This window comes from Bradyrhizobium sp. SZCCHNPS1003 (assembly GCF_032381555.1).
GTDB lineage: Bacteria > Pseudomonadota > Alphaproteobacteria > Rhizobiales > Xanthobacteraceae > Bradyrhizobium.
Genome location: NZ_JAUHIU010000004.1, coordinates 118,537 through 144,682 on the forward strand (window position 1 = coordinate 118,537; position 26,146 = coordinate 144,682).

At 66.1% G+C, this 26,146-nt stretch carries 22 protein-coding genes; 8 read left to right on the plus strand and 14 right to left on the minus strand.

Going from position 1 to position 26,146, the window contains the following annotated elements; translation table 11 throughout:
- Window positions 1-17: 17 nt before the first annotated feature.
- Together QX126_RS08550 and QX126_RS08555 are read right to left on the minus strand one after the other, a co-directional pair.
- The gene (locus QX126_RS08550; RefSeq protein WP_315755750.1) at window positions 18-1,526 is read right to left on the minus strand and encodes a replicative DNA helicase; all 1,509 of its coding nucleotides are present in this window, start codon (window positions 1,524-1,526) and stop codon (window positions 18-20) included.
- 641 nt (window positions 1,527-2,167) lie between these two features.
- The gene (locus QX126_RS08555; RefSeq protein ID WP_315780456.1) at window positions 2,168-3,418 is read right to left on the minus strand and encodes a cyclopropane-fatty-acyl-phospholipid synthase family protein; all 1,251 of its coding nucleotides are present in this window, start codon (window positions 3,416-3,418) and stop codon (window positions 2,168-2,170) included.
- A 422-nt stretch (window positions 3,419-3,840) separates the two neighbouring features.
- Between QX126_RS08555 and QX126_RS08560 the strand changes: the two genes are divergently transcribed.
- On the plus strand, window positions 3,841-4,626 hold the full coding sequence (locus QX126_RS08560; RefSeq protein ID WP_315780458.1) for a hypothetical protein: 786 nt from the start codon (window positions 3,841-3,843) through the stop codon (window positions 4,624-4,626).
- Between the two features lie 69 nt (window positions 4,627-4,695).
- Here the strand turns inward: QX126_RS08560 and rplI are convergent, their stop codons facing one another.
- The 4 genes from rplI to rpsF form a co-directional block, all read right to left on the minus strand.
- Window positions 4,696-5,289 (minus strand): 50S ribosomal protein L9, encoded by a 594-nt coding sequence (gene rplI, locus QX126_RS08565; protein WP_315739393.1) that lies wholly within the window; start codon window positions 5,287-5,289, stop codon window positions 4,696-4,698.
- A gap of 49 nt (window positions 5,290-5,338) precedes the next feature.
- A complete protein-coding gene (locus QX126_RS08570) occupies window positions 5,339-6,289 on the minus strand; it encodes a hypothetical protein (RefSeq protein ID WP_315780460.1) in 951 nt (316 codons plus the stop codon).
- 132 nt (window positions 6,290-6,421) lie between these two features.
- Complete coding sequence (gene rpsR, locus QX126_RS08575; protein WP_008963441.1) at window positions 6,422-6,661, minus strand: 30S ribosomal protein S18; 240 nt, start codon at window positions 6,659-6,661, stop codon at window positions 6,422-6,424.
- A gap of 5 nt (window positions 6,662-6,666) precedes the next feature.
- A complete protein-coding gene (rpsF, locus tag QX126_RS08580; protein WP_315739396.1) occupies window positions 6,667-7,131 on the minus strand; it encodes a 30S ribosomal protein S6 in 465 nt (154 codons plus the stop codon).
- Window positions 7,132-7,503: 372 nt separating this feature from the next.
- Here rpsF and fabD point away from each other — a divergent pair, with 372 nt between their 5' ends.
- From fabD to gmk, 7 genes are all read left to right on the plus strand, one after another.
- Entirely contained in the window at window positions 7,504-8,463 is a 960-nt protein-coding gene (fabD, locus tag QX126_RS08585) for an ACP S-malonyltransferase (RefSeq protein ID WP_315777482.1), read from the plus strand.
- A gap of 33 nt (window positions 8,464-8,496) precedes the next feature.
- On the plus strand, window positions 8,497-9,234 hold the full coding sequence (fabG, locus tag QX126_RS08590; protein ID WP_315739398.1) for a 3-oxoacyl-[acyl-carrier-protein] reductase: 738 nt from the start codon (window positions 8,497-8,499) through the stop codon (window positions 9,232-9,234).
- A 436-nt stretch (window positions 9,235-9,670) separates the two neighbouring features.
- Window positions 9,671-9,910 carry an acyl carrier protein gene (locus tag QX126_RS08595; protein ID WP_006610957.1) on the plus strand — a complete coding sequence of 80 codons (240 nt, stop codon included), beginning with the start codon at window positions 9,671-9,673 and terminating at the stop codon, window positions 9,908-9,910.
- Between the two features lie 220 nt (window positions 9,911-10,130).
- Window positions 10,131-11,396, plus strand: a complete 1,266-nt coding sequence (gene fabF / locus QX126_RS08600; RefSeq protein WP_315739400.1) for a beta-ketoacyl-ACP synthase II — start codon at window positions 10,131-10,133, stop codon at window positions 11,394-11,396.
- 278 nt (window positions 11,397-11,674) lie between these two features.
- A complete protein-coding gene (gene mltG, locus QX126_RS08605; protein ID WP_315755743.1) occupies window positions 11,675-12,967 on the plus strand; it encodes an endolytic transglycosylase MltG in 1,293 nt (430 codons plus the stop codon).
- A gap of 124 nt (window positions 12,968-13,091) precedes the next feature.
- A complete protein-coding gene (locus QX126_RS08610; protein WP_315755823.1) occupies window positions 13,092-13,979 on the plus strand; it encodes a YicC/YloC family endoribonuclease in 888 nt (295 codons plus the stop codon).
- Between the two features lie 3 nt (window positions 13,980-13,982).
- Window positions 13,983-14,642 carry a guanylate kinase gene (gmk, locus tag QX126_RS08615; protein WP_315739402.1) on the plus strand — a complete coding sequence of 220 codons (660 nt, stop codon included), beginning with the start codon at window positions 13,983-13,985 and terminating at the stop codon, window positions 14,640-14,642.
- An 8-nt stretch (window positions 14,643-14,650) separates the two neighbouring features.
- Here gmk and QX126_RS08620 read toward each other — a convergent pair whose 3' ends face one another.
- The 8 genes from QX126_RS08620 to lptF all read right to left on the minus strand — a co-directional run bounded on the left by QX126_RS08620 (window position 14,651) and on the right by lptF (window position 26,045).
- Window positions 14,651-16,963, minus strand: coding sequence for a hypothetical protein (locus QX126_RS08620; RefSeq protein ID WP_315780462.1), 2,313 nt, complete (start codon window positions 16,961-16,963; stop codon window positions 14,651-14,653).
- 321 nt (window positions 16,964-17,284) lie between these two features.
- Window positions 17,285-18,343, minus strand: coding sequence for an alcohol dehydrogenase (locus QX126_RS08625; RefSeq protein WP_315780464.1), 1,059 nt, complete (start codon window positions 18,341-18,343; stop codon window positions 17,285-17,287).
- A 27-nt stretch (window positions 18,344-18,370) separates the two neighbouring features.
- On the minus strand, window positions 18,371-19,231 hold the full coding sequence (gene rsmA, locus QX126_RS08630; protein ID WP_315780466.1) for a 16S rRNA (adenine(1518)-N(6)/adenine(1519)-N(6))-dimethyltransferase RsmA: 861 nt from the start codon (window positions 19,229-19,231) through the stop codon (window positions 18,371-18,373).
- On the minus strand, window positions 19,228-20,229 hold the full coding sequence (gene pdxA / locus QX126_RS08635) for a 4-hydroxythreonine-4-phosphate dehydrogenase PdxA (RefSeq protein ID WP_315780467.1): 1,002 nt from the start codon (window positions 20,227-20,229) through the stop codon (window positions 19,228-19,230). The genes rsmA and pdxA overlap by 4 nt, the downstream gene beginning before the upstream one ends.
- Complete coding sequence (locus tag QX126_RS08640) at window positions 20,229-21,167, minus strand: SurA N-terminal domain-containing protein (protein ID WP_315777489.1); 939 nt, start codon at window positions 21,165-21,167, stop codon at window positions 20,229-20,231. The genes pdxA and QX126_RS08640 overlap by 1 nt, the downstream gene beginning before the upstream one ends.
- Window positions 21,168-21,271: 104 nt before the next feature.
- Entirely contained in the window at window positions 21,272-23,782 is a 2,511-nt protein-coding gene (locus QX126_RS08645) for an LPS-assembly protein LptD (protein WP_315780468.1), read from the minus strand.
- Window positions 23,782-24,879, minus strand: coding sequence for an LPS export ABC transporter permease LptG (lptG, locus tag QX126_RS08650; protein WP_315739410.1), 1,098 nt, complete (start codon window positions 24,877-24,879; stop codon window positions 23,782-23,784). The genes QX126_RS08645 and lptG overlap by 1 nt, the downstream gene beginning before the upstream one ends.
- Window positions 24,876-26,045, minus strand: coding sequence for an LPS export ABC transporter permease LptF (gene lptF, locus QX126_RS08655; protein WP_315749956.1), 1,170 nt, complete (start codon window positions 26,043-26,045; stop codon window positions 24,876-24,878). Before lptF ends, lptG begins: the two co-directional genes overlap by 4 nt.
- Between the last annotated feature and the right edge of the window lie 101 nt (window positions 26,046-26,146).

The following is a 26,146-nucleotide window of genomic DNA, read 5'->3' on the forward strand; positions in this document are numbered from 1 at the left end:
GGTTCAACAGCACACGGTCAATAGTCGTGATGCTGCGGCGGCAGGCCGTCATGGGCGAGGTCGCCGAAGCGGGTGACCGAGGCGTCGAAGTGCAATTCGACCGTGCCGGTCGGACCGTGGCGCTGCTTGCCGATGATCACCTCGGCCTTGCCGAGCGCCAGATCCATTTCCATCTGCCACTTCTGGTGCTCCTCGGTGCCGGGGCGCGGCTCCTTGGCGGCGAGGTAGTACTCGCCGCGATACACGAACAGCACCACGTCGGCGTCCTGCTCGATCGAGCCGGATTCACGCAGGTCCGACAGCTGCGGCCGCTTGTCCTCGCGATTCTCGACCTGGCGCGACAGCTGCGACAGCGCGATGATGGGAACGCTGAGCTCCTTGGCCAGCGCCTTCAGGCTGGTGGTGATCTCGGTGATTTCCTGCACGCGGTTGTCGTTGCCGCGCTTGCCCGAGCCCGACAGCAGCTGGATGTAGTCGATCACCAGCAGGTCGAGGCCCTTCTGGCGCTTCAGACGGCGGGCGCGCGCCATCACCTGGGCGATCGAGATGCCGCCGGTTTCGTCGACATAGAACGGCAGCGACTGCAGCTCGATCGAGCACTCGCGCAGCTTCTCGAAATCGGCCTCGGTGATGCCGCCGCGGCGGATGTGGCTCGACGGAATGCCGCTGCGCTCGGCGATGATACGGGTGGCGAGCTGCTCGCCGCTCATTTCGCACGAGAAGAACCCGACCACGCCGCCCTGGGCGGCCCGATAGGTGCCGTCGGGCTGCAATTCGGGCACATAGGCCTGGGCGACGTTGTAGGCGATGTTGGTCGCGAGCGAGGTCTTGCCCATGCCGGGACGGCCGGCGAGGATGATCAAGTCCGAATGCTGCAGGCCGCCCATCTTGGCGTCGAGATCGCGCAGGCCGGTCGAGATGCCGGACAGCTTGCCGTCGCGCTGGAACGCCTTGGCGGCCATGTCGAGCGCGGTCGTCAGGGCTTGCGAGAATTTCTGGAACCCGCCGTCGTAGCGGCCGGACTCCGCGAGCTCGTACAGCCGGCGCTCGGCGTCCTCGATCTGGTTGCGCGGCGCGAAGTCGACCGGCGCGTCATAGGCGACGTTGACCATGTCCTCGCCGATGCCGATCAGATCGCGGCGCAACGACAGGTCGTAGATGGTGCGGCCATAGTCCTGGGCGTTGATGATCGTGGTCGCTTCGGCCGCGAGCCGCGCCAGATACTGCCCGACGGTCATGCCGCCGATGTCGACGTCGGCGGGCAGGAACGTCTTCAAGGTCACGGGCGTCGCGACCTTGCCCATCCGGATCAGGCTGGACGCGGTCTCGAACACGGTCTGGTGCAGCGGCTCGAAGAAATGCTTCGGCTCGAGGAAGTCGGACACGCGATAGAACGCGTCGTTGTTGACCAGGATCGCGCCGAGCAGACCCTGTTCCGCCTCGATGTTGTGAGGAGCGCTGCGATAGGCCGGCGTTGCTGCGTCAGCCGGCGCCAGCTTGTGAACGTTCGAATCGGTGAGTGCCATGACCGCGTGTTTAGCAGCTTTGAAGGGGAGGGGATAAAGCGCCAGTCGCGCGCGAAGCGGAAGCGAAAGCTGAGCGCTATTCACCGTCCGGTAAATCTGGTGGATGAATCCGGACTCGCCAGATGTCGCGCTTGACGGAACCAGCGGGACTCAACGCCGCGCAGGTGGGAGCGACGCGCCGCTGCAATCAGGGAACGCGATCGTTCGACAGTTCTGCGATATGGGAACGGGAGCCGGCACGCCCAGGCGCGCCACGGCCGCAAGCGGATCCGCGCGGGACGTCAGACCAGCAGCAGATAGAGGAGGGCGAGGAGGGAGGCACCCACGCCGGCGGCAATCAGCGCGTAGTCGGTGCTGAAGTCGGTCTGCGGTTCCAACATGGCTCTGGTGGGGCTCTGGGACATGCGGGGACACTACGGCCAGGCTTTCCCGGGGTCTGTGAGCCAGTTCACAGACCGCACGATTTGGTTGAAAATTTGAGTCGGATGGGCATGATCTCGCGCGCGAGACGCAACCTGTCCACCACGTATCTCAAAATTGAACCCGAGCCCGGCGGGGCGCTGCCGAGCGAATGCGGGCGTCCGTCTCTGCAAGACCATCGCACTGACGCCGCCCTCCGCTGTCGTCCCGGGCCGCGCGCGCTACTCCCCCGCCATCCGCAGCGCCGGACGGCTGCCGCGCTCGCGCGCCCGCAGCCGCGTCTCCTCACGGGGAATGTAGTCGCGCGTCATCGGCACGACGCCCTGGCGCTTCGTCAGCTGGATCTGGACATTCATCAGGTTCTGCTTGCGGAACGCCATCTCCGATATCGCCAGGTAGAACTCCCACATCCGCGCGAAGCGCTCGTCATAGAGCTGCACGGCCTCGTCGCGCCGGGCCATGAAGCGTTCGCGCCACGCCTTCAGGGTCTCCGCGTAGTGCAGGCGCAGGACCTCGATGTCGCAGACGAGCAGCCCGGCGCGCTCGATCGCCGGCAGCACCTCCGAGAGGGCTGGGATGTAACCGCCGGGGAAGATGTATTTGGCGATCCATGGATTGGTCGCATCCGGCCCCCCGGAGCGTCCGATCGAATGCAGCAGCATGACGCCGTCGTCCGCGAGCAGCTCGGCGCAGCGGCGAAAGAAGGTGTCGTAGAAGGCGACCCCGACATGCTCGAACATGCCGACCGAAACGATGCGGTCGAAGGTGCCGGGCACGTCGCGATAATCCTGCAGCAGGAAGTGGGCGGAGGCGGAGAGGTTACGTTCGGCCGCGCGGGCCTCGGCAACCTGCAACTGCTCGGCCGACAAGGTCACGCCGGTCACGTCGGCATCACACATCTCGGCCAGGTAGAGTCCAAGCCCGCCCCAGCCGCAGCCGATGTCGAGGATGCGATGGCGGCGGCCGATCAGCAGCTTGGCCGCCAGATGACGTTTCTTGGCGAGCTGGGCCTCGTCCAGCGTCGCGTCCGACGTCTCGAAATAGGCGCAGGAATATTGCCGGTCGGCATCGAGGAACAGCGAATACAGCCGGCCGTCGAGATCGTAATGATGGGCGACGTTGCGGCGCGCGCGTCCCCTGACGTTGAGCTGGCGCAGATGGCGGGCCAGGTAGCGCAGCCACCATTGCGGTTTTGCCCAGTCGGGCACCACGGCCGGCTGGCTCATCACGATCGACAGCAGATCCGCGATCGATCCCCGTTCGACCACGAACGAGCCGTCCATATAGATCTCGCCGAGCGCGAGCTCGGGATTGGCCAGAAGCCGGCGCTCGGCTTCATGGGTCAGAAATCGTGCCGCCACGGGAACACCGGTTCCATCCCCGCAGCTGAACGTCGTGCCGCTGGCGGTCGTAAAGCTGATCGACCCACGGCAAATGAAGCTACTCAACAGACTTCGCAGCAAACGGTCCATCCACACCACCCAACGAGCCATCCCGTGAGTTGTTGACTTTCCCGGCCGTCGCACTCGACGCATCGAGAACCGATTGGTTCCCTATCATCATCTTGTTATGTTACTCAGCGGGCACAAGCCGACGCCACTGCCATGAACACAAAGCCGATATTCCGTCATGTCATTGATCGATGGACATCTCAGCGCAGGAACATCTGTGCGCTTTCATTCGCTCCGCAATCCGTTAAAAAGGCCGCGGCCGCCGGCCTTTTGGCCGGTGTCCGGCATCTGACCGCCGGACGAGGTCTGAAGGAATCGCCATCGAAGGCGTGGAGCGACCGCAACGTCCGCTGTCACGTTCGGCTGATAGCGAGAGGAAACACGGCAGCGGATGTCGCGCGGGGGCGGCGCCGTGTGGGCGAAACCATAGCTGGAGAATGAGAATGGTGGGCCGAGCGCTCAATTTGGCGACGGTGGTGGCGGTGTTCTGCTTGGGCTTTGCGGGGGCCGCCGTTGCGCAGGAAAATCTCGATGCGGGCAAGAGTCCTGCGCAGATCTACAACGGGACCTGCGTGGTCTGCCACAAGTCGCCACGCGGCCTGGTCAAGAACACTTCGGCCGGCTCGCTGCCCGGGTTTCTGCGCCAGCATTATACGACGAGCCCCGAGATGGCCGGCGTGCTCGCCAACTACCTGATTGCGAACGGCGCTGCGGATGCGCGCTACACGGGCCATTCGGCCAAGGACGGCAAGGAGACGCGGTCCGAGCGCCGCGCTCGGTCGGCCGCCACCGAGCCGTCGGAGGCGAAGCCAGCCGCCGCGGATGCTGCTGCCAGCCCAGGCGAGCCGCGCCGCCGTTCGGGTCATCACTCCAAGCGCTCCGCGCCGGCCGAGGCGAAGCCCGACGCGGCAGCGGATCCAACCGCTGCGCCGGCCGACGGCGAGGGCAGCGCGCCCGCGAAGAAGGGCAGGCTCGGCAAGCGCAAGAAGCCGGCCCAGGAGGGCTCGGCTGCGGAGGAGACGCGCGGCGAGCCGACCGGTGCGACCCGGCCGTCGCCGTCGCGAGAGGACAGCGCCGCCGGCTCCGAGCCGCCGCGGGTCGAGCCGGCGAGATCGAGCGACGCCGCCCCGGCGCTGCGGGCCGATCCGGTCCCACCGGTGACGCCGGCGCCGGCCACGACCCAGTCGGTGCCGTCGGATCCCTCGGTTCCGTCCTCGCCCTCGCGGTGAGACGACAATGAAAAAATGAAAAAGCCCGGCTCGTTGAGCCGGGCTTTTCCGCAAATGGGCTGAGCGCGCTTACTGCTGCGCGGGCTCGCCGGCAGCGCCCTCGTCCTGGGCCTCCGGATCGAAGAACTCGCCGGCGGCGGCAATCGCTTCGGCGGCGGCGTCGCGGTCCTCCTGGCGGGTCGAGATGTCCTCGCCGCGCTTGATGCGCTCGGCCTCGTCGGCGCTGCGGGCGACCGTCACGGTCACCGAGGTCTCGACCTCCGGGTGGATCGCGATGGTGATCGTCTGCTTGCCGATCGTCTTGATCGGGGCGTCGAGCCAGACCTGCGGCCGGCTGACGGTGATGCCGTCGGCGGCCAGCGCGGCGACGATGTCACGCACCGAGACCGAGCCGAACAGCTGGCCGGATTCGGAGGCTTGGCGGATGATGACGATGTCGCGGCCGTCGATCTTCTCGGCGACCTTGGCCGCCTCGCCCTTGGCCTTGATGTTGTTGGCCTCGAGATCGGCCTTCATGCCCTCGTACTTGGCCTTGTTCTCGGCCGTCGCCCGCAGCGCCTTCTTGCGCTTCAGCAGGAAGTTGCGGGCGAACCCGTCCTTGACCTTCACGATCTCGCCCATCTGGCCGAGCTTGGCGACACGTTCCAGCAGAATGACTTCCATCGATGTTCTCCTTGTAATGTTCGGAAGCGGTTGGTGTGAGGTTGAACCTTTACGGCACCGGCAAAGGCGGCGGCTGCCGCGGGCCGAAACGGTGGCGGAGGTCGAAGGCGGCGTCGGCGAGGCCGAGGACGATCATCGCCAGCATGGGGATCGGCCAGATGAAGGTCAGCATCAGCGCGTAGGCGAGGCCGAGCCAGAGCGGCCGGGTGCGCAGCGGCAAGGTCAGCGTATGCAGGACCGCGAAGCCGGTCAGCGCATAGGCGGTCAGCAGCGCTGCGGCGGCGATCCGCGCCAACATGCCGATCAGTCCGCCTGGGAAGCAGAAGGCGATGATCGCAAACAGCGCCGGAAGCGTCATCAGCGGCAGCTTGGTGTCACGCAGGCGAGGCCATGGGCGCATCAGCCGGCCGGAGATCGCCGTGATCTTTGCGGCTGCCAGAACGTTGAGCGACAGGATCGTGGTCATGATCACCGCTGCCATGGGTGGCGCCATGAAGACCAAGAGCTCGATCAGCCGGGGAATGTCGACCGCGTCGGTCGACGTGACGGTATTGCCGAGCACGCGCGACAGCAGCCGCCTGAGACCCTGATTGGTGGCCGTCATGTCGGTGCCGAAGGAGAACGCGGCGATCAGCGCTGCGATCATCGCGATCCACAGCAGGATATGGCCGGGCGGATACCATTCGATGCCATCCTGGCCGGACGGGCTGGTCGTCGGACGGCCGAGCAGGACGAGGTGGCCGAGCCACCAGGCCGGCAGCGTCACCGAGACGGCAAAGGCGAGAGCGCGATCGAAGCCGAAGATGGCCAGCACGCAAGCGGTTGCTACGAGACCGCCGATGACAGCGCAAAGCCGGCCCCAGGCGATTGCGGCGACCAGCAGCGGCACGGGCGCGAGCAGCGCAAGCACGAGCGCCGTCATCACGCCCGACCCGGTCGAGGCGAACATGACCGCGGAGGCAGCGCCTGCCGCGAGCGCGATGAGAAGCGTTCCGATCATCAGCTGTCCCGCTCCCTTCGAGCGGTTAGAGGCGTGGTGGCCCCAACCATCGGCGACCGGACGACCCGGAAGCCTTATGAGAATTCAACGAGAGGAGCCGGCGGCGCGGGGCCGCCGGTCCGAGGTCCGCAATCAGCGGATGACGTAGGGCAGCAGGCCGAGGAAGCGGGCGCGCTTGATGGCGCGCGCGAGCTCGCGCTGCTTCTTTGCCGAGACGGCCGTAATGCGGCTCGGCACGATCTTGCCGCGCTCGGACACGTAGCGCATCAGCAGCTTGGAGTCCTTGTAGTCGATCTTCGGCGCGTTCGGCCCGGAGAACGGGCAGGTCTTGCGGCGGCGGAAGAACGGGCGACGTGCGGGGGCTTCAGCCATTGATCTTACTCCTCGTCCGCAGTTTCTTCGTCACGGGGACGGCGCGGGGGACCGCGATCACCACGGTCGCCACGATCACCGCGGAAACCGCCGCCATCGCGCTCACCGCGGAAGCCGCCGCCGCGGTCGTCGCGCTCACGGTCGCGATCGGCCTTGCGCATCATCGCCGACGGACCTTCCTCGAGCTCGTCGACGCGGACGCTCAGGTAACGGATCACGTCCTCGCTGATCCGCTCCTGACGCTCGATCTCGGCGATCGCCGCCGAAGGCGCGTCGATGTTGAGCAGCACGAAGTGCGCCTTGCGGTTCTTGTTCATGCGGTAGGTGAGGGAGCGAACGCCCCAATTCTCGGTCTTGGTGATCTTGCCGCCGAGACCTTCGACGATGCCGGTCATCTGGGCTGTCAGTTCTTCCACCTGCTGGGTGCTCGCGTCCTGACGCGCGAGAAAAACATGCTCATAAAGAGGCATGGCTGTCCTTTCCATGTTGGCGCAGATCCCGGCGTCAAGCCCTTCGAGCCCTTGTGGAAAGGACTCGCAGACGTCAGCTCAGAAGGCGGGAACACGGGACGACGGGCCGACTGGCCCTGCCCCATCAAAGTCGCCTGGACATCCTGGAGGAGATACATCCCCAGGATCGAGCAAGGTTAATTTGCTGGAACCGTCCGTTCAGCTCCCGGCTCGGGATCCACGGATGGCGGGCCTTATACCGATTTTCGGCGCCAAGGCAAGGGAAAGTGGTCGAATTGCGCCCGTCACGCGCTTGACATCCCGGCCTTTGCCAGTGTCTTTCCGGCCAAAGCTACTCAATTCCAGGGATTTTGGAACGTTCAGGGGGCGGCCATGACGGCAGCATTCACTTTTCCGGGGCAGGGGTCCCAGGCCGTCGGCATGGGCAAGGCGCTCGCGGACGCCTTCCCGGTCGCCCGCTCCGTGTTCGAGGAGGTCGACGCCGCCCTCGGCGAGAAGCTGACCGCCCTCATCTGGGAAGGCCCGGCCGAAACCCTGCAATTGACCGAGAACGCCCAGCCCGCCCTGATGGCGGTTTCGATGGCAACCTTGCGGGTGCTGGAGGCCGAGGCGGGGTTCTCGGTCGGGCGTGATGCGGCCTTCGTCGCCGGCCATTCCCTCGGCGAATATTCGGCACTCGCGGCTGCCGGCAGTCTGACCATCGCCGACACCGCCCGCCTGCTGCGGACGCGCGGTCTCGCCATGCAGAAGGCCGTTCCGGTGGGCGTCGGCGCCATGGCCGCGCTGCTCGGGATGGATTACGAAGCCGCCGTGGCTGTCGCCGACGAGGCGGCCCAGGGCGAGGTCTGCCAGGCCGCCAACGACAATGGCGGAGGGCAAGTGGTGGTGTCCGGCAACAAGGCCGCCGTCGACCGCGCGGTCGAGATCGCGCGCGGCAAGGGCGCCAAGCGCGCCATGCTGCTGCCGGTCTCCGCGCCGTTCCATTGCAAGCTCATGCAGCCGGCGGCGGACGTCATGGCGGAGGCGCTGTCCAGGGTCACCATCAAGGCGCCGGCCGCGCCGCTGGTCTCGAACGTGCTCGCGGCGCCGATCAGTGATCCCGACGAGATTCGCCGTCGCCTGGTCGAGCAGGTCACGGGTACGGTGCGCTGGCGCGAATCGATCGCCTATATGGCGAGCCAGGGCGTGACGCGGTTTTTCGAAATCGGCGCCGGCAAGGTGCTGAGCGGCCTGGTCAAGCGGATCGCGGACGGTGCGGTCGGTGTCGCCGTCGGCGGGCCGGCGGACATCGCGGCCGCCAAGGATGCGCTGGCCGCGGCCAAAACGTCGTAAAGGGCTGCGTGCAGCGGCATTGAGGAGAGTTTGATGTTCGATCTGAGTGGCAGGACCGCGCTGGTCACCGGCGCGACCGGCGGCATCGGCAATGCGATCGCCAAGGCATTGCATGCCCAGGGAGCGACCGTGGCCGTTTCCGGCACCCGGCGCGAGGTGCTCGAGACCCTCGCGGGCGAGCTGGGCAGCCGCGTGCACGTGCTGCCTTGCAATCTGTCGGATACGGCCGAGGTCGAGGCGCTGGTACCGGCCGCCGAACAGGCCATGGGGCAGGTCGACATTCTCGTCGCCAACGCCGGCATCACCCGCGACAACCTGTTCGTGCAGCTGCGCGACGAGGATTGGGACGAAGTGATCAAGGTCAACCTGACCGCGACATTCCGCCTCTCGCGTGCCGCCACCAAGCTGATGATGCGCAAGCGCTTCGGCCGCATCATCGCGATCACCTCGATCGTCGGCGTCACCGGCAATCCGGGGCAGGGCAATTACACGGCGTCCAAGGCCGGCATCATCGGCATGATCAAGACGCTCGGCGCCGAATATGCCAAGCGCGGCGTGACCGCCAACTGCATCGCCCCGGGCTTCATCAAGACACCGATGACCGACGCGTTGAACGAGAAGCAGCGCGAGTCGATCCTCGCCAAGGTGCCGGCGGCGCGGTTGGGCACGCCCGAGGACATTGCTGCAGCTGCGGTGTACCTCGCCTCAAACGAGGCGGCCTATGTCACGGGCCAGACCATCCACGTCAATGGCGGCATGGCCATGATCTAGGCTCTGCCGCGGCTCGGAATGCGGCGAAAAGACGTCGCGACCACCATACCGGGCCGTGTGGTCAATGATTCGCGTGTATGGTAACCGGGCGGCTGATGGGGGCACGAAGAACGCCATTGCAGGATTTCCAAACCCTGTATATTGGCGGGGCGAGCTACCATCGTTCGCCGGGCCTCCGTCGACTGGTGCTGCTGATCCGGGTTTCTGTTTGAGCGCTCTGGATCGGAGGCGTACCGGCCTCATGGAGAGTGTGGATTGGAGTTTGTGAGTGGCCCCGTTTCCGAAGTTTTCGGACCGCAAGTCGTCCGCCAAATTTCGGTAAAGGGGCGCTGCGGGGCAAATCTGGTTTTGCGCGATCGCGAAGGAAGTTTAGCGGCCGGGGTGATGCGGATCATCCGGGGGTCGGGTCTTAAAGGAACAAGCACGAGGTTGAACGATGAGTGAGATTGGCGAGCGGGTTAAGAAGATCGTGGTCGAACACCTTGGTGTCGAGCCCGAGAAAGTGGTCGACAACGCGAGCTTCATTGACGACCTCGGTGCTGACAGCCTCGACACGGTCGAGCTCGTCATGGCCTTCGAGGAGGAGTTCGGTTGCGAGATTCCGGACGACGCCGCGGAGACGATCCTGACTGTCGGCGACGCCACCAAGTTCCTCGAGAAGAACGCCAAGAGCTGACGCTCTAGCGAAGTTGCGCGAAACCGGCCGATCCGTCTTGTGCGGTCGACCGGTTTCTTGCTGTTGGCGGCGTCGCGATGAGCCGTCATCTGGCGGCCGGCGACGGACGATTCGGACGCGCTGCCTGGCCAGAACGTGTTACTCGAACAATTGACCCGAGGTGCGGCGACGGCAGTCAGCCGATCCACAAGCGCTCAAGGTCGGGTCTGGAGAAGCGAACATGAGGCGGGTTGTCGTCACTGGCCTTGGTATGGTTTCGCCGCTTGGCTGTGGTGTGGAAACGACCTGGCAGCGCATCCTTCAGGGCAAGAGCGGTGCGCGCTTGATCGAGTCGTTCGACGTCTCCGATCTTCCCGCCAAGGTGGCCTGTCAGGTGCCGCGCGGCGATGGTTCCGACGGCACCTTCAATGCCGACCAGTGGATGGAGCCGAAGGACCAGCGCAAGGTCGACGATTTCATCATTTTCGCGATGGCTGCGGCGCGTCAGGCGCTCGATGACGCCAACTGGCATCCGGCAACGGAAGAGGACCGCTGCGCCACCGGCACGTTGATCGGGTCCGGCATCGGTGGCCTCTCGGGCATTGCCGACACTGCGATCCTCCTGAAGGAACGCGGTCCGCGCAAGGTGTCGCCCTTCTTCATTCCCGGACGTCTGATCAACCTCGCCTCGGGCTATGTCTCGATCGAGCACGGGCTCAAGGGCCCCAATCATTCGGTGGTCACCGCCTGCTCGACCGGCGCGCATGCGATCGGCGACGCCAGCCGCCTGATCGCGCTCGGCGATGCCGATGTCATGGTCGCCGGCGGCACCGAATCGCCGATTTGCCGAATCGGCATGGCCGGGTTCTGCGCGGCGCGCACGCTGTCGACCGGATTCAACGAGACGCCCGAGCGGGCATCGCGCCCTTACGACAAGGACCGCGACGGCTTCGTGATGGGCGAGGGCGCCGGTGTGGTCGTGCTCGAGGAGTATGAGCACGCCAAGGCACGCGGCGCGCGGATCTACGCCGAAGTCTCCGGCTACGGACTGTCCGGAGATGCCTATCACATCACCTCGCCATCTCCGGACGGCGACGGCGGCTTTCGCAGCATGAGTGCCGCCTTGAAGCGTGCCGGCATCACGGCAGCCGATCTCGACTACATCAACGCCCACGGCACCTCGACGCAGGTCGGCGACGAGATCGAGCTCGGCGCCGTCGAGCGTCTGCTCGGCAATTCCGCGTCGAAGATCTCGATGTCCTCGACCAAATCGTCGATCGGTCATCTCCTGGGAGCTGCGGGCGCTGTCGAAGCGATCTTCAGCATTCTCGCGATTCGGGATAACATCGCTCCGCCGACGATCAATCTGGAGAACCCGTCGGTGGAGACCGCGATCGACCTCGTGCCGCATGCGCCTCGCAAACGCGAGATCAACGTGGCGCTGTCGAACTCGTTTGGTTTCGGCGGCACCAACGCGTCGGTGGTTTTGCGGCGCGTGGCGAACTAGTGCGGAAGGACGGATGCCGCTCGGGCCGATTGTCGCTTGGTCACGTGGATATCCGACTGCAGCCACACTAGAACCCAAGACTTCGCGTGTCCTTCGCAGGTCGGCCTTCGGCGCCGATGCGGTAAGTGGATGCGCATGGCGGTGAGGCCCGGCGAAAACACCTTTTCGCCGTATTCGATGACGACATGACGAATCGTTAAATTGGGCGTGGACTTCAGGTCGCTTGCGTTGGGGAGCGCACGGCCACGACGAGAGCGACAGGACTGAAGGTTGCATCGATGAGTGAACGGCCGCCCATCTCACCCCGCAGCCCGCGCGCAGCGCTGGAGCCGGAACGCGTGCCGCCGCCGCCGCGCCGCTCCGACCGCGCCCGCAATCCGTTCGTGGTGGTCGGCAATGCGATCATCACCTTGCTCATCCTGGCCATGCTCGGCGTGGGCGCGGCCTACTATTATGGACGGCAGATCCTCGAAGCGGCAGGACCGCTGCAGGAGGACAAGATCGTCAATATCCCGCAGCGCGCGGGCAAACGCGATATTGCCGACGTGCTCGCGCGTGAAGGCGTGATCGACGTCAATCCGTGGATCTTCATTGGTGGGGTCTATGCCCTGAAGGCCAGTTCCGACCTCAAGCCGGGCGAGTATGCGTTCCAGAAGAATGCGTCGTTGCGCGACGTGATCGGCGTCATCGTCGAAGGCAAGGTCGTGCAGCATTCGGTGACCGTGCCCGAGGGCCTGACGTCAGAGCAGATCGTGGCCCGCCTGTCCGAAAACGAGATCTTCACCGGCAGCGTCCGCGAGATTCCGCGCGAAGGCACGTTGTTGCCGGAGACCTACAAGTTCCCGCGCGGCACCAGCCGCGACCAGGTCGTGCAACGCATGCAGCAGGCGCAGAAGCGGGTGTTGGCCGAGATCTGGGAACGGCGTAGTCCAGATCTGCCGGTCAGGACGCCGGAGCAGCTGGTGACGCTGGCTTCGATCGTCGAAAAGGAGACCGGCAAGCCCGACGAGCGCAGCCGGGTGGCCGCCGTATTCGTCAACCGGCTGAAGCAGAGGATCAAGCTGCAGTCCGATCCGACCATCATCTATGGTCTGGTTGGCGGCAAGGGCACGCTGGGCCGTCCGATCAAGCGCAGCGAGATCACCCAGCCGTCGCCCTACAACACTTATGTGATCGAGGGCCTGCCGCCGGGACCGATCTCCAACCCCGGCCGCGCCTCGCTGGAAGCGACGGCCAATCCGGCGCGCACGCGCGATCTCTATTTCGTCGCCGACGGCACCGGCGGCCATGCGTTCACTGAAACCTACGACCTGCACCAGAAGAACGTCGCCAAGCTCAGGGCGATGGAGCGGCAGACCCAGAACGACACGGTCGAGCCCGACGAGGCGCCGCCTGCCGTCGCGGGCGGCGCGGCCGATCCGGCGGCCGGAGCGGCGGCCCCACGGGCTCCCGCAGCGGCAAAGAAGCCGCCGGCCAACCGCGCCACCGGCGGAGTTGCACCGGGGGCCGCACCTGGCAATGGCGCCCGTCAGGGGGCGGCGCAGCCGAGCCCGCCGGTCGTTCAGCAATAATTTCCCACGCATGTCGGCCGCGCAGAACCGGGCTTAACATTTGCCCAAAAGGCCGTAAGGTTCGCGCACTTTTGGCGGGGGCTGAGTCTGTCCTCGTTCCCAATGTGCCGGAGACATGGACGAAATGGCGCTGTCGAGCATGACCGGCTTTGCCCGTAGCCACGGAGCAAGCGGTCCCTACTCGTTCGAGTGGGAGTTGAAGTCGGTCAACGCCAAGGGATTGGACATCCGGGTGCGGTTGCCGCAGGGCTGGGACGAGGTCGAGGCCTTCGCCAAGAAGCGCGCAACGGAAGTCCTGTCGCGCGGCACCGTCTATGCGAATCTCACCGTCAAGCGCACCGAGACCGGGTCGACGGTGCGAATCAACGAGGACGTGCTGGCTGCGGTGGTGAAGATGGCGAGCTCGCTTGCGGGCCGGATCGACGCGGTCGCACCGAGCATCGATGGGCTGTTGTCGATCAAGGGCGTGATCGAGGTAGCGGAGCCGGAGAGTGACGAGGCCGAGGACAAGGCCGCCAAGGAGGCGGCGATCGCGGCGTTCGAGACCGCGCTGAAGCATCTCGTCGAGATGCGCCGGCGCGAGGGCGACACACTCGGACAAATCCTCAATCAGCGCGTCGACGAGATCGAGGCGCTGGCGAAAAAGGCGGAGGCATCGCCGGGCCGCAAGCCCGAGGCGATCAAGGCGCGGCTGGCCGAGCAGGTGGCAGCGCTGCTTGAGACCTCCGATCGTTTCGATCCCGATCGCCTGGCGCAGGAGGCGCTGCTGATCGCGGCCAAGGCCGACGTGCGCGAGGAGCTCGATCGCATTGCCTCGCACATCGCGCAGGCGCGCGAGATGCTCGGCAAGGGCGGGCCTGTCGGCCGCCGGCTCGACTTCCTCGCCCAGGAATTCCATCGCGAGGTCAACACCACCTGCTCGAAGTCGAACGATATCGAGCTGACGAACATCGGCCTCGAGATGAAGACCGTGGTCGAGCAGTTCCGCGAACAGGTTCAGAATCTGGAGTGATCCATGGCGGCTCACGACGGAAGCTTCGATGGGGTCGAGCGGCGCGGCCTGATGTTCGTGCTGTCATCGCCTTCGGGGGCGGGCAAGACGACGCTGTCGCGCCTGCTGATCGAGCGCATGCCGGGCCTGCGGATGTCGGTTTCGGCGACGACGCGTCCGATGCGCCCCGGTGAGATCGACGGCCGCGACTATCACTTCGTCGACCGGGCGCGCTTCGAGGACATGGCCAAGCGCAACGAGCTGCTCGAATGGGCCACCGTGTTCGACAACCGCTATGGCACGCCACGCGCGCCGGTCGAAGCGGCGCTCTCCGGCGGCCAGGATGTGCTGTTCGACATCGACTGGCAGGGCACGCAGCAACTGCGCGAGAAGGCGCGGCAGGACGTCGTCAGCGTGTTCATCCTGCCGCCGTCCGCCGCCGATCTCGAGAAGCGGCTGCATACGCGTGCGCAGGACTCCGATGAGGTCATACGCGGGCGCATGAGCCGCGCCAGTCACGAGATGAGCCATTGGGCGGAGTACGACTACATCGTCATCAACCGCAACGTCGACGATGCGTTTGCCGAGGTGCAGTCGATCCTCAAGGCAGAGCGCCTGAAGCGCGAGCGCCGGACCGGATTGACGACCTTCGTCCGCGAGTTGCAGCGCCAGCTCGAAAGCTGAGGCGCCTGTCACGCCCGTCGGCCGAGGCGCGCCAGGATGTCCTGGATGCCGTCGAGCGACTCATCCTGCTGAATGCTGCGCGGCCGCGGCCGCAGCGCCGGCGGCCGCGGAATGAAGTCGAGCGGCGGGGTCGCCGGGTCCTCGAACGGCGTCGGCACGAACAGGGGGCGCTGCTGCTGCGGCCGCTGCGCCTGCGGTCTGTCGATGGGGAGCGCGGCGGGGATCGACGACCGCGATTCCAGGAGACTCATCAGTCGGGCCGCGGGATCATCATGCATGTGCGCGACGTTCTGCTGAGCCTCGACGGAGAACTCCTCGTGCTCCTCCTGCTGCGGCTCTGCCTCCAGCTCGTCTTCGGGCAATGAAAAGCGCGACTGCAGAAGGTTGATCAGCGCCGCCGCGGGATCGTCGAGCTCATCGTCTTCGGCGGCAGGAGCCTCCGACATCATCGCGGGTCCGGCCATGGCGATGCCATCGTCAGGCTGAGGGGCCGGTTGTCGTGCCGCATGCGCGCGAAGCGTCTCGATCAGTGCGGCCGCTGGATCGGCTGGTGCTGTCGACGGCGCGCGCGTGGGTTGATCGGGTATCGCGGGAACGGGCTGAGCGGCCGGCTGGCCGCCACGCAGACGATCCGTCAGGTGTTGCGACGCCGGCGTGGACTGGGGTGCCGCGTCCTCACGCGCTGGCGGAGCCGTCTCAGCGAGGACCGCTGCAGCCGGAGCATCGCCAGCCTCGCCGGGTTGCGTGGTACGCCGCTTGGCCGCGCGCGATACCAGCAGCGCGGCAATCACCTTGGCGGCGTCGACCGGGGCGCCGGCAGAGGGGGACGCGGCTTCGCTGCTGCGGGCCTTGCGCAGCGCCGACACGATTTCGCTGACGTCGACAGGGGCGGGGGGGGCGGCGCTCGTGGCAGCCTGCGTCGGTGGCGGGGCGGGTGGCGGCATTGGTGCGGCCGCCTGGACGCGGGTGGGATTCGCGGGTTCAACTCGCTGCGCAGCCGGCCAGGGCTCGGCGGGTGCGGTCGGCGCCGCATAGGTCGGCGAGCGTTGCGAGGCGGCTGCGGCACTCGCCTGGGCTGCTGCAATCTTGGTGGCAGTGGCCTGCGCCGCGGCCATCTGGGCAGCCGTCAGTTGTGCTTGCGCCGGAGCAGCAGGCGATGGGGTAATTGCGGCAACCGGCGATGGCTGCACGTTGGCCGCAGCGGCCTGTGCCCCGGAAGGCTCAGCCCGGCGCACCGCTGCGCGATCCACCAGCTCATCGACCGCCTGCCACACTGCGTCGGTGGACTGCGACCGTTGCATCTCCGCAGCCGCGTCCCGGTCGCGTCGGCGAGCGGCCACGGCCGGGTGATCCTGATGCTGGGGAGACGGCGCCGGTCGCTGTGCACGGGGGTCGATCTGGTCCGTTGAAGCGGACAGCCGCGCGCTGGCGAGGTCGAGCGCCGAAGCCGGCTGAGAGCCGCGGCTGCCGCCTGGATGGGATGGTGCCGCCGGCATGCTGCCGCGGTTCGCACGCATCCCGCCCTGCGGCGCCTTGGACCGTGGTTTGATGCGACTACGGCGCATCCGTACTGCGTCCGCGTGCCAGCTGCCGTTGCGCCGTTGCCGCCGTCCCATCCGGCTGAGCCGATAGAGCGCGCTCGCCAGCAGTCCTGAAATCGCGAGTGCGCCGATGACCACGAGCATGAGCACGTGGATGGGCGCTTCGGGCTTGCTCGGCTTGGGTGCGATGATCGGCCCGTCGGCAGCCGGCGCCGCATTCGCGTCCGGCTCCACATTGCCGTCGTCGGCCATTGCCGGCGGTGGCGCATCGGCCGCAATCGGGTCAGCCTGTTGCGGCGGGGCAGAGGGCCAGGGCGAGCTATCGAGGCTGCGCGGCAGGCTGGCGTCCGACGCCGTCAGCGTCGTCCGTGTGGCGAGGGTCTGCGGCTTCGGCGTGCCTCGCACGGCGAGATCGGTACGCAGCCGCGGCTGCGGCGCTTCTGCGAGGGCATCGCTGGTGCGAACGACCGGGCCATCGGTGCGTCTTGGCGTCAGTTTGGGTGGAGCGGGCTGGGCGAAGTCCCAGGGAGCCGGCTGCTGCGTCGTCCGTATCGGTGCCGCGGCGTCACGGGGGTTGCCGTTGGCGTCTTTCAGATACCAGCAACGTCGATTGGTGCCACGATCGAAACGATAGTACCAGCGTTGCGCGTCGGACTTCTCTCCCGTCGGCTCGGTCAGACATTCCTCCGCTGCCAAGACGACGCGCGGCAGCACGAGCACGACGGTGCCAGCGATTCCGGCAGCAATGGCAAATGCAACTCCTGCCGTTCGGCTTGCCATTGAAGACTCCGGATACGCTTACGCAACGGCGCGTTCTCGGAGACAAGTTGGGTGGCAATGAGCCGCAATTCCGGATTAATTCTGTCTCGATCCTTTCGTGTCCGAGTGCGGCTTTTTTCCCACAAGAGGATTTGCATCGCGCCGCGATTTTGGCCGCGCTATCGCGCCAAATCGGTCACATCGGTGAAGATGGACCTGGTTTTTCACCCTCAAGGATCAAGGGCGTCACACCGACAACCTCTGCGTTTGTGGACAAATGATTGGCAGCAGCGGCAGCGGTGCAGCACCGCCGCCGCGTCCGATGTCGCAACAGGCAACGGATCAGTTCGTCAGCACCACACGTCCGACCACATGGCCGGCGCGCAGCGCATCGATCCACTTCTGTACGTCAGCCATCGGCTCCTCGCGCATCGGCGGCGGCTTGATCTTGCCGGCGCGCGCGAGCGCCATCAACTCGTGCGCCTCAGTCAGCGTGCCAACCATGAAGCCCTCGATGGTCATGCGCTTGTACACCCATTGAACCATCGGCAGGGTGAACTGGCCGCCCATCAGTCCGGAGACGACGATCTTGCCGCCGCGTGCAACGATGGACACCGCAAAGGCCATCGACTTCTCGTTGCCGGCGAAATCGACGACCTCGTCGAAGCCGCCCTCGGTCTCCTTGAGGATGCGCTTGACGACATCCGGCTCGGCGGGATCGTAGGCCGTCGTGGCGCCATTCTGCAGCGCCGTCTCGCGCGCGGCTGCCGAGAGGTCGGCCACCGAGATCGGTTGCTTGAACATCGCCTGCGCGAACGACAGGCCCATCATGCCGACGCCGCCGAGCCCGATCAGCAGCAGATTGCGCTGGCGCGGGCGGTCGACGAGGCGCTTTAGCGCGCCATAGGCCGTTACGCCGGAGCACATCAGCGTCGCGGCCTGGTTGACCGGCAGCGGATCGTATTCCAGCAGATATTTCGCATCCGGCACCAGCACGTGGGTGGCGAAGCCGCCGTCGATCGAGACGCCGAGGAAGCGCTGCTTGGCGCACAAATTCTCGTCGCCATTGGCGCAATCGCGGCATTGGCCGCAGCCGATCCACGGAAACACTGCGCGGCGCGCGCCGATCAGCTCCTTCGGCACATCGGGTCCGACCTCGTCGACGACGCCGGCGATCTCATGCCCGAGCGTGAAGGGCAGGGTCATGCCGCGTGTGGTGTCGAGTCGCTTGCCATTGCCGAGATCGGCATAGCCGTCCTGGATATGCAGGTCGGAGTGGCACAGGCCGCAGCGCTCGATGCGAACCAGAACTTCCCGGCCTTGCGGCTTCGGCGTCTCGACGATCGTCTCGCACAGCGGTGCATCGAACTTGACGAGCGACTGACGGCGCATCAACGCCATGATGAAACTCCCTGAAATGCTTGTTGATTAAGACTTGTTCTCGTTGCGACTATTGGTCAATTCGCGGGCCATGGCAACAAAGCCGGAAACCGGAATGGTCTCGGCGCGGCGGGTGGGATCGACGCCTGCGGCGGCCGCGAGCCGCACGGGATCCGCCGGCAGCGACTTCAGGCTCTGCCGCAGCATCTTGCGGCGCTGGCCGAAGGCGGCGGCCGCGACCTGCTCGAGCGCGCGGCGGTCGCATGGTTCGGGCGAAGGGCGCGGCACCAGCCGCACCACCGACGAGGTGACCTTCGGCGGCGGCACGAAGGCCGACGGCGAGATGTCGAACAGGATCTTGGTCTCGCAGCGCCAGTTGGCGAGCACGCCGAGCCGGCCATAGGCGTCCTCGTTCTCGCGCGCGACGATGCGCTCGGCGACCTCGCGCTGAAACATCAGCACCATCATGTCGTACCAGGGCGGCCACGGCTCTACGGAAAGCCAGCCGATCAAGAGATGCGTGGCGATGTTGTAGGGCAGGTTGGCGACGATCTTCGCCTTGGTGCTGCCGAGATAGGGCCGGACGTCGAAGGTGCGGGCGTCGGTGCAGACGATTTCGAGCCGCCCCGGATAGCGCGCAGCGATCGCCTGCAGCGCTGGGATCGCGCGCTCGTCGTGCTCGACCGCGATCACGTGGCGCGCGCCGAGCGCGAGCAGCGCCCGCGTCAGGCCTCCCGGGCCGGGGCCGATCTCCACCACCGTGGCGTCCTCAAGCGGACCCGCGGCGCGCGCGATCCGGGCGGTGAGATTGAGATCGAGCAGGAAGTTCTGACCGAGCGCCTTGCGCGCCGACAGCTGATGGTCGCGAATGACCTCGCGCAGCGGCGGGAGGTCGTCGATCGCGCTCATGACGACTGGCTGGCCATGCGCGCCGCGAGCTCGAGCGCCGCGATCAGGCTCGCCGGATTGGCGGTGCCCTTGCCGGCAATGTCGAAGGCCGTGCCGTGGTCGGGCGAGGTGCGGATGAAGGGCAGGCCGAGCGTCACGTTGACGCCGTCGTCGAACGCCAGAGTCTTGATCGGGATCAGTGCCTGATCGTGGTACATGCAGATGGCGCAGTCATAGGTCTTGCGCGCAGCTTCATGAAACATCGTGTCTGCCGGCAGCGGTCCCTTCACGTCGAGCCCGGCGTTGCGCAACGTCGCGATCGCCGGCGCGATGATCGTGTCCTCCTCGCCGCCGAGCGTGCCGTCCTCGCCCGCATGCGGATTGAGTCCCGACATGGCGATGCGGGGCCGCGCCACGCCGAAATAGCGACGCAGGCTCGCCGCGACGATTCGCGTCGTCGACGTGATCAGCGGGCTCGTCAGCTGTTCGATCGCATCGCGCAACGCGACGTGGATCGTCACCGGCACCACGGCGAGAACAGGCGACCACAGCATCATGACCGGCTGTGGCGTGGCTCCACCATCGGCGGCGAGCTCGGCGAGAAATTCGGTATGGCCGGGATGCGAGAAGCCGGCGCGGTAGAGGACGGCCTTGGCGATCGGGTTGGTCACGACGGCGCTGGCGCGTCCGGCCCTCACGTCGGCCACGGCCTCCCGGATCGAGCCGATGGCCGCCTCGGCACTCGTCATGTCCGGGCGGCCCGGCAGGGCCGTCACGGCGTGCCCGGTGGAGACCACGGGCAGCGCGGTCGCAAACGCCTGCGCCGCTTGTTCGGGACGAACCTCGTCCACAGTGACGGGGAGGTCGAGCAGCTTGGCGCGCTGAGCCAGGAAGGCCGGATCACCGCGCACGTAGAAGGCGGGGAGTCCGAGCTCGGTGCGGCGCAGCCACGCCTGCAGGGTGATGTCGGGGCCGATGCCTGCCGGTTCCCCCAGGGTCAGCGCGAGCGGCTTCGTCATCAGCGATATTCGATCATCGCCGCCTTGCGGACTTCCTGCAGATAGGCCTTGGAGGTGGCCTCGTATTTCTTGGTGTACATCTGCTCCTTGATCTCGCGCTTCTTCGGCGTGTCGATCGTGGTCGGAGTCCGCGAGCAGAGCGCCACCATCTGGATGCCCTGCCGCGTCGCTTCCGGCGGAGTCAGGTGGCCGATCGGCGTGTCGTCGAGCAGCTTGCGCAGATTCGGCGGAATGTCGGCGGACGTCTTGACGACGATCTCCTTGATGACCGCGTTCGCCGTCGTCTTGAAGATGTTGTTGGCTTCGGCGCAGGTCTGCACCCGTGAGCGCAGCGCCTCCGCCTCCTTGTGACGTGCTTCCATCAAGCCCTGGTTCGAGGAGTTCGACACGATCAACACGATCGGCTGCATCTTGTACTCGAACGCTTGGCCCTGCTGATCGCCGTCGCCGCCGGCGGCGGCGACGGCCGCGGCGACGTCCTTGTCGGAGACGAGCAGCCGCTCCTTGTAGCGGCCGCGCACCAGGCTGCTCCAGACGATCTCGGCCTTGATGCGGGCCTTCAGCGTCTCCGGCCGCACGCCCTGGCTCTCCAGCGATTTGGTCAACTGTTCCGGGTTGAGCCGCATGCGAGAGCCCATGCCGGCAAACGACTGGTCGACGTCGGAGGCAGTCGGCTCGACGCCGTACTTCTTGCCCTCCTTGATCTTCACCTTGTCGTCGATCAGCTCGTTGATGATCTCCTGGCGGGACTGATGCTTGCGAGTGCTCAGGAAGTTCAGCTTGGTGCGCTGCTCGATGTCATAGTCGGTGATGGGATCGCCATTGACCATGACGACGATGCTCTGGGCGCGAGCCGACATCGTTCCGATGCCGCAGACGAGTGCGGCAAGAGTGCAGATGGCCAGGGCCCGAAGGCGAGGAGAGAACGCGATCGTCATGACCAAGCTTCGCTGTCGCTATTGATCCAACTGGAAACCGCGCCACGGCTCCCGACGAGGGACTTTCGAACCCCACGGAGCGGCCCGTCGGAGACTGGCGCGCGCTACTGAAGGCCTCCAGCCCCGGTTCCCGCGGCCGAGGAATTGGCCAGCGTCCGGAGTCCGATCTGGAGCATATAGGCATGGCTCAGAACGGGAGGAGTGGTGCCTGCCGTATAATTATACGACGTTACATAGTTGGCAGCCAGCACGAAACAATCATCCACATAGCCGGCGCCGATCACATACTGGTTGATCTTGTTGGCTGCCAGATCCCAGCGCGCCGCACCCGTGACGACCCAGTTCGGCGCCACCTTGACCGAGCCGCTGCCCAGGATGCCCTCGCGCCGGTCGAGATAGCCGAGCGCCGGATCGGCGGCATAGTTGCCGTAGGTCAGGGCCACCGACCAGCGGTCGAAGTTCGCCTTGGCTTCCGCCTCGAAGCGCTGGATGTTCAGGGTCTGCTGGTCAAACCGGCTGCGCATGCTGAACGTGTAGGTGCGGTTCGGCGAGTAATCGACACGCGCCACGTAGTCCGAGACGTTCTTGTCCAGGCCGGAGCCGATGGCGGTGTTGTTGGCATCCTGCACCGCGAACGAGTTCATCCCGAACAAATGGTAGGACTGGCCGAACAGCACGTTGATGGTGCCGCCGCGGTCGAACTGCGTCGTCGCCTGGACGCCGACATTGGCGCGGCCGCCGCCTTCGACGCGGTCGTAGCCGGAGAACTTGTCGACGCTGAACAGGTTGCTGGCGTCGAACACCATGCTCTGGGCGTCCTCGTTCGGCAGCCGGCCGGCGTAGGTCTCGTTCGGTCGGATGATCACTTGCGCGATCGGCTCGATCGTCGTCGTGCCCCACGGCTGAACGTTGATGAACGGGTAGCGATATTCGAGGCCGACCGTCGGCATCAGCCGCAGCGCCTGGGTGTCGCCGGTCTGCAGGAAGTTGCCCACGCCCGGCTGGTTCGAGACGTTGGCGTTGATCGCATCCGCGCGCAGGATCGCGAACGGCGTCCAGATCTGGCCGTAGGGATCCGTGAACGACCGCCGCCACTCCGCCTGCGCAGTCAGGCGGGTGTAGGTGCCGGGCGTGGCGCGCAGCAGGCACTGGTTGGGCAGGCGCGCCCGCGGATCGGCGGATACCGTCGTACACAGTCCGGCGGTGTTGGCCGTGGTCGTGATCGGGTCGAACACCGCCGTCTGGCGGCTCAGATTGACGAAGTTGGTCTTGTAGCTGAACTCGCCGCCGAACACGGGGTAGTTCAGCACGTTCGAGTAATCCAGCACCGGATAGACCACCGGCACGGTCTGCTGGTTGCCTGAGAAGCTCAGATAGTGGATCGCCCGGACGTCGAAGAAGCTGCGGCTGCCGACGCCGGTCAAATACAGCTGCGAGATCGCTTCGGTCGGGAGGCTCATGAACGAGTTGAACGGGTCGCGGTACTGCGCCAGCCGGTAATCCGACAGGAACATGTAGTCGGACAGCAGGATGCCGTCCCAGCCCCAGCCCCACTTGTCGTTGAGCGCGAACTGGCCCTTGGTGTCGACGCCGCCGCGGAATTGGCGGTTGCCGGGCTGGCCGGCGAAGGCTTGGGGGTCGAGCTGGTCGATGCCGTACAGGCGCACCTGGTAGCTGCCATTGCTGAGGCGCTGGCGAAATTCGGTCTGCAGCAGCACGCCCTGCTTGGAGGTGATGCGCGGCGTGAAGGTCGCGTCGTAATCCGGCGCGATCGCCCAGTAATAGGGGATGTCGACGCCGAAGCCGTAGCCGCCGGTCTGGGTGATGCCGGGCATCAGGAAGCCGCTCTTGCGCTTCACGGTCGGATCGGGCGTCGAGAAGTAGGGGATGTAGACCAGGGGAACGCCGAAGAACTCGAGCTGGGCGTTCTCGAAATACAGCATCTTCTCGGTCTGGTCGTGGATGATGCGCGCACCCTTGACCTGCCACAGCGGCGGCTTCTTCGGATCGTCCTTGCAAGGCGCGCAGGCGGTGTACACGCCGTTCTCGAAGACGGTGTAATTGCCCTTCGAGCGGTCGGCGCGGGTCGCCGCCATCCGCGTCTGGTCCTCGGTCTCGACGCGCAGCGAATCGACGAAGCCGTCGCGATAATCGTCGGACAGATCGAGGCTGTTGGCGTAGGTGATCTTGCCGTCGGCGTCGGTCATGCGGATGTTGCCTTCCGCATGCAGACGCTTGGTCTTCTGGTCGTAGATCACCCGGTCGGCCTCGACCGAGGTGCCGTTGTAGAACAGCTGCACGTTGCCGACCGCCGACACGCGCGAGTTGTTGTAGTCGTAATCGACCTCGGTCGCCTGCACCAGCATCTGGTTGTCGTTGGCGACGCGCGGCGGCGGCGCCTTGGGCGGGCGCGGATTGTAGGTGAAGCCCTGCGCGGCGGCAGGACTCGGCGCCACGACCCCGGTCGCAGCCGCAACCATCAGGCCGAGCCCGCAGGCCAAAACGAATCCAAGCACGCCAGACCCGGCGCGACGCACGCGCACGCAACCGCGGCGCGCAACGGCATGCTGCCGAAGCGCGGCGAGCGCTGTCTGACGGACGGCAACGAACGACACTAGCCGTCCTCCTGGTAGAGCAAAGCCATGAAACCGGTGAGGCCGCCGACGAACACCGGCAGCCACGCCGCAGCGATCGGATTCATCAACTCAGCCTTGCTCAAATCTTCAGTTACTTTCGACAGAACGTAGAGCAGAAACCCGGCGCCCACGCCACTCAAAACCATTTTCTGTACGCCACCCATTCGGAAGAACCTGAGCGACACGGACGCAGCGAGCATGACCATCGCAGCCAGCAAAAACGGCTGCGCGATCAGCTTATGATACTGCAGTCGGTACCCCGCGGTCGCGAAGCCTGAGCTCTCCGACGAACGGATGTATGTCGGCAGTTGCCAAAACGACACAGTTTCGGGGGTGGAGAAGCTGTTTCGGACCTGCGCCGGCGTCAGGCTGGTCGGAAGAATGAACGTCGGTTCGTCGACAGGGGGCGCATCGAGGGAGAATCGGCGCACCGAGCGGAAGACCCACCGGCCTTCTTCGAGGGTCGCCTCGCGGGCTTCGATTCGCTCCTTGAAGTGCTTGTCCGTATCAAAACGGAACAGGGTCAGTCCGGTCAGGCGGACGCCCTGCTGCTCGCTGCGGGCGGCATTGATGATCACGGAGCCGTCCGGGTTGATCTGGTTGAGCCAGAAGCCGGCCGCATCCTGCACGCCGCCGCCGGGGGCCGCGCCGAACAGCTCGGCCTCCATGCGCTTGGAGAGCTCGCGCAGATTGGCCGACATCGGGTTGTAGAGGGTCGTGGCCATCAGCCCGAGCACGATGGCGCTTGCCAGCGCCGGCGCGATGAACTGCCAGGCGGAGACCCCGGCTGCGCGCGCCACCACGAGTTCGAGCCGGCGCGACAGCGCGAGATAGCAGGTCATGGCGCCGATCAGGACGCAGAACGGCATCATCTTCTCGAGCAATTGCGGCACCCGGAACAGCGACGTTTCCGCCACCATCAGCGCCGAAGCGGAGGCGAGCCCGGAGGTCTTGCGCACCATCTCGATGTAGTCGACGAGCACGAGCAGGATGAAGATGCTCGCGAACACGCCGACCGCCGAGACCAGGAAGCGGCCGGCGAAATAGCGCCCGAGCGTGTTGGTGACCATGCTCATGCGGTGGCCGGCCTTCCGAACAGCCGCGCGATCCGCGCGTTCGAGCGGTTGATGGCTTCCATCAGCCGCGCCGGCGGCTCGACCACCACGCCGCCGATGATGATCCAGATGCTGAGGCCGAGCACGCCGAACAGCATGAGGTACTGCACCAGCGCCGCCATCGGCGTCTTCACCGTCATGACCGAGCAGGCGAAGCCCGCCATGCGGACGCCGAAGACGGCGAGGATCGCGCTGCCGAACGAGAAGTTGCGGCTCTGGCGTGTCGTCCGCGGCGCGCCCAGGAATGCGAAGGTGAGGGCCGCGAAGGCGAACGGATAGATCGGCGCCAGGAAGCGGTCGTGCAATTCCTGGCGGAATTGTCCCGGGATCTGCTTGTAGATCGGATCGTTCTCGGCGGGGGCCATCAGCTCCCAGAGATAGCGCTCGCGGATGCCGAGCGTGACGTCGCGGCCCTGATTCGAAAACTTCGACATGTCGAAGGCGTAGCGAGCGAACGCGACCATCGCCGGCTCGCGCTTGCCGAGCTCGAAGCGTTCCAGATTGCCGTCCTCGAGCACCAGGAACGAGCCGTCGGCATTCTTCACGACGGTGCCCTTCTCGGCGATGATCGTGATTCGCTCCTTGGGGTCGCGGCGGTCGTCGATCAGGATGCCGGACAGCTCGCCGCCGGGTTGGCGCTCGCGGATCCGGATGGTCAGGTTCTGGTCGAGCTGCGCGAACCGCCCGGGCTGCAGGATGTTGGCGAGCACGTCGGCGGTGATCTCGGCATCCCACTGCTTGATCCGGCGCAGGCCGTCGGGGGCGAAGAACGCGGCGATCACCGTCACCAGCACGGCCACCGCGCAGGTGGCATAGGCGAACGGCACGAACAGCCGGATCGGCGACATGCCGGCCGCGTTCATGACGATGATCTCCGAATCGGTCGCGAGTTTGTTCAGCGTATGCGAGACCGCGATCATCAGCGCGATCGGCGCGATGACGCCGAGCAGGGAGGGAATCACGAGCCCGGTGATGCCGAGGAAGGTCAGGATCGTCTGGCCCTGGCTGGTCATCAGGTCGATGCCGCGCAGCGCCTGCGTAATCCAGATCACGCCGGTGAGGCTGACCAGGACCAACGCGAACGACGCCAGCGTCGTGCGAAAGATGTACCTGTCGATGGACCCCATCGTCTGCGCTCGATCCCCAATCAGCAGTCCCGGAACGAGCGCTGCAGCCCCCCTTGAAACGGGTCCCCCAAGGCCGCTGTCGCCGTGACGTTCCAAGAGCA

Coding starts and splice junctions, on each gene's coding strand:
- QX126_RS08550 (WP_315755750.1), bottom strand. CDS start 1,526: ATGGCACTCACCGATTCGAACGTTCACAAGCTGGCGCCGGCTGACGCA.
- QX126_RS08555 (WP_315780456.1), bottom strand. CDS start 3,418: ATGGACCGTTTGCTGCGAAGTCTGTTGAGTAGCTTCATTTGCCGTGGG.
- QX126_RS08560 (WP_315780458.1), top strand. CDS start 3,841: ATGGTGGGCCGAGCGCTCAATTTGGCGACGGTGGTGGCGGTGTTCTGC.
- rplI (WP_315739393.1), bottom strand. CDS start 5,289: ATGGAAGTCATTCTGCTGGAACGTGTCGCCAAGCTCGGCCAGATGGGC.
- QX126_RS08570 (WP_315780460.1), bottom strand. CDS start 6,289: ATGATCGGAACGCTTCTCATCGCGCTCGCGGCAGGCGCTGCCTCCGCG.
- rpsR (WP_008963441.1), bottom strand. CDS start 6,661: ATGGCTGAAGCCCCCGCACGTCGCCCGTTCTTCCGCCGCCGCAAGACC.
- rpsF (WP_315739396.1), bottom strand. CDS start 7,131: ATGCCTCTTTATGAGCATGTTTTTCTCGCGCGTCAGGACGCGAGCACC.
- fabD (WP_315777482.1), top strand. CDS start 7,504: ATGACGGCAGCATTCACTTTTCCGGGGCAGGGGTCCCAGGCCGTCGGC.
- fabG (WP_315739398.1), top strand. CDS start 8,497: ATGTTCGATCTGAGTGGCAGGACCGCGCTGGTCACCGGCGCGACCGGC.
- QX126_RS08595 (WP_006610957.1), top strand. CDS start 9,671: ATGAGTGAGATTGGCGAGCGGGTTAAGAAGATCGTGGTCGAACACCTT.
- fabF (WP_315739400.1), top strand. CDS start 10,131: ATGAGGCGGGTTGTCGTCACTGGCCTTGGTATGGTTTCGCCGCTTGGC.
- mltG (WP_315755743.1), top strand. CDS start 11,675: ATGAGTGAACGGCCGCCCATCTCACCCCGCAGCCCGCGCGCAGCGCTG.
- QX126_RS08610 (WP_315755823.1), top strand. CDS start 13,092: ATGGCGCTGTCGAGCATGACCGGCTTTGCCCGTAGCCACGGAGCAAGC.
- gmk (WP_315739402.1), top strand. CDS start 13,983: ATGGCGGCTCACGACGGAAGCTTCGATGGGGTCGAGCGGCGCGGCCTG.
- QX126_RS08620 (WP_315780462.1), bottom strand. CDS start 16,963: ATGGCAAGCCGAACGGCAGGAGTTGCATTTGCCATTGCTGCCGGAATC.
- QX126_RS08625 (WP_315780464.1), bottom strand. CDS start 18,343: ATGGCGTTGATGCGCCGTCAGTCGCTCGTCAAGTTCGATGCACCGCTG.
- rsmA (WP_315780466.1), bottom strand. CDS start 19,231: ATGAGCGCGATCGACGACCTCCCGCCGCTGCGCGAGGTCATTCGCGAC.
- pdxA (WP_315780467.1), bottom strand. CDS start 20,229: ATGACGAAGCCGCTCGCGCTGACCCTGGGGGAACCGGCAGGCATCGGC.
- QX126_RS08640 (WP_315777489.1), bottom strand. CDS start 21,167: ATGACGATCGCGTTCTCTCCTCGCCTTCGGGCCCTGGCCATCTGCACT.
- lptG (WP_315739410.1), bottom strand. CDS start 24,879: ATGAGCATGGTCACCAACACGCTCGGGCGCTATTTCGCCGGCCGCTTC.
- lptF (WP_315749956.1), bottom strand. CDS start 26,045: ATGGGGTCCATCGACAGGTACATCTTTCGCACGACGCTGGCGTCGTTC.